General features: G+C 60.1%; 2 protein-coding genes. Both read left to right on the top strand.

The window, feature by feature from the left end; all coding sequences use genetic code 11:
- Window positions 1-192 precede the first annotated feature (192 nt).
- Window positions 193-1,701 (top strand): IS21 family transposase, encoded by a 1,509-nt coding sequence (gene istA, locus AC1DOG_RS23110; RefSeq protein WP_477931335.1) that lies wholly within the window; start codon window positions 193-195, stop codon window positions 1,699-1,701.
- 34 nt (window positions 1,702-1,735) lie between these two features.
- Window positions 1,736-2,506 carry an IS21-like element ISRm9 family helper ATPase IstB gene (istB, locus tag AC1DOG_RS23105; RefSeq protein WP_477931337.1) on the top strand — a complete coding sequence of 257 codons (771 nt, stop codon included), beginning with the start codon at window positions 1,736-1,738 and terminating at the stop codon, window positions 2,504-2,506.
- Window positions 2,507-2,787: the final 281 nt, after the last annotated feature.

The following is a 2,787-nucleotide window of genomic DNA, read 5'->3' as shown; positions in this document are numbered from 1 at the left end:
CTATGGCGCGGCAATCAACCTGGGAACAGCGTCAATCTGGATGAGAGTGTCGCCAGGAGCGTCACGAAGGGAGGGCGTAGCCCGACCGGAGGGGCGTTCCTGGCGACGGCGCGAACCCACGTAGGGGTTCACGCCGTCTGGTGATCGCGATGTGCCTGGTGCATTTCTTCTTCCCGCTCAAAGGAAGAATGAATGCCCGGCAGACACATCACGGATCAACARTTGAGGCTTTATATGCAAAATCGTCAGAAGCACAGTGTCCCTGTCGCGGCCGCCAGATCTGGTTTCAGCCCATCCACTGGTTATCGGATCGAAGCAGACCCCCGTCCACCAAGCGAGAAGAAGGCCAAGCACGAACGACGTCGGCCTGATCCATTGGAAGGGATATTCGCTGAAGAGGTGGTTCCCATGCTGCGAAGCGCTCCTGGCTTGCGCCCTGTCGGCATTCTTCGTGAGCTTTGCAAGCGTCACCCAGAACTCGGTTCTGGTATTCGCCGCACACTTGAGCGCCGGATCCGCGCGTGGCGTGCGACCCATGGCGAAGATCAGGAGGTGATGTTCCGGCAGGTTCACGAGCCGGGACGCATGGGCTTGTCGGATTTTACCCACGCACCGGGCCTCAAGGTCACGATCGCCGGCGCGGTYTTCGAATACCTGCTCTATCACTTCCGGCTGGCATATAGCGGCTTCGAGCATGCCGAGATTGTCGAAGGCGGCGAGAGTTTTGCTGCGCTGACAAGTGGTTTGCAAAACGCCCTTTGGTCTGTCGGCGGCGCGCCGCGCGATCACCGCACGGACAGTCTTTCCGCGGCATTCCGCRACCTCAATGCCGATACCGCGCAGGATATGACAGATCGCTATGAAGCGCTTTGCGCCCATTACGGCATGAAGGCCAGCCGCAACAATCGCGGTGTCGCCCACGAGAACGGCGCGGTCGAAGGATCACATGGCGATCTGAAGCGGGAACTGGAGRATGCTCTTCTGCTGCGCGCAACGCGCGACTTTGCCGACGTCGCCAGTTTTGCCACCTTCATCGACGAGGTTGTCGGCCAGCGCAATGCCCGTCGGGCCAGGGAGATCGCCATTGAGCGCGAAAGCCTGCTGGCGCTACCGCGCCAGCGCCAGCCTGAAGGCGAAGACGAGATCGTCTATGTCACCAGCAGTGGCGGTTTTACCCTGCGCCGGGTATTCTACACCGTTCCTTCACGGTTGATCGGACATCGGCTGCGCGCCCGGCTCTTCAAGGAGCATATTGAACTGTTTCTCGGCGGCACCTCGCTGATGACGCTGCCGCGCGTCAGAGGTCAGCTTGGCTCCGTCCAGCACGTCGTGAACTACCGTCACGTCATTCATTCCCTGCGCCAGAAGCCGGGAGCTTTGCCCAGACTCAGCTATCGCGATCAGCTCTTCCCCAGGGATGCCTATCGCAATCTCTACAATGCCGCCATGGAGAGGCTGCCGGAACGCGATGCTTGCCGTCTGACGGTGGAACTGCTGAGCCTGGCCCATGAGCGCAATGTCGAAGCCGCACTCGCTCACGCCATCCAGGGTGAGCTCGATGCGGGAACCGTCCCGACGATTGACGCCATGCGCACCCGGTTCGCGCCGAACCCGGCCTGTGTTCCGCATGTCAGCGTCAATCTGGGTAGACTGGTCGATTACGACAGGCTTATCAGCACCCCCGTGGAGGTCACGGCATGACAACGATCTTGTCGATACCGCACGCTTGTCCCTGATGCTCACCGATTTGCGGCTGCCGGGCATCTCCCGCGCCTGGCAAACCTTCRCCGAGCGGGCTGACAGCGAGGGCTGGCCGGCTTCTCGGCTGCTGGCGGCGCTTGCTGAGTTCGAGGTCGCCGAACGCGAAACGCGGCGTATGCAGCGCCACCTAACCGAAGCGCGTCTTCCTCCAGGAAAAACTCTCGATACCTTCGACTTCACGGCTGTGCCCATGGTCTCGAAAGCCCGGGTCATGGCATTGGTGGCGGGAGATGTCTGGTTGAAGAACGGCGCCAATCTGATGCTGTTTGGCGGGCCAGGCGGCGGAAAGTCGCATCTGGCCGCCGCCATAGGCGCCGGGCTGATCGAGAATGGCTGGCGTGTTCTGTTCACGCGGACCACCGACCTTGTTCAGAAACTGCAAGCCGCCCGCCGCAATCTCGATCTCGAAGGGGCGATCGCCAAGCTCGACAAGTATCATCTGCTGGTGCTCGACGACATGGCGTATGTGAGCAAGGATCAGGCTGAAACCAGTGTGCTCTTTGAGCTGATCAGTGCGCGATACGAGCGCCGCTCGCTTCTCATCACCGCAAATCAGCCCTTCGGTGAATGGGACAAGGTCTTTCCCGACAAAGCCATGACGTTGGCCGCCATTGATAGACTGGTTCATCACGCGACGATCTTTGAAATGAACGTCGAAAGCTACAGGCGCAAAACCGCAATATCGCGTCTGACGGAAAACACCGACGGCGCGACGGCAACGCTGGCCTCAGCCCTCGATGATTGACGCGCCGCGACAAACAACATCAGCATAGAGTGTCGCGCAAATGAAGGTCGGCCTTCCATTCTTACGGAGGCCGGCCTTCTTTGGTCAGCCTTCGGCGACAAATGTMTCTCATCCAGATTGACGCGCCGCGACAATCTAAAGGCAGGCCTGTTTGACGCGCCGCGACAACGGCGAAAATACCCCTTGCAACGCATCAATCCACAGTCCATCTTCACCAGATCGCGACCACCCGATCTCTTCATCCTGATCGTCGCGCCTCCCATCCAAATTGTCGCGCCACA

This window comes from Rhizobium sp. 01N48, assembly GCF_056399145.1.
The sequence above is the reverse complement of the archived record's forward strand: the minus strand, read 5'-3'. Positions and strand labels throughout refer to the sequence as shown.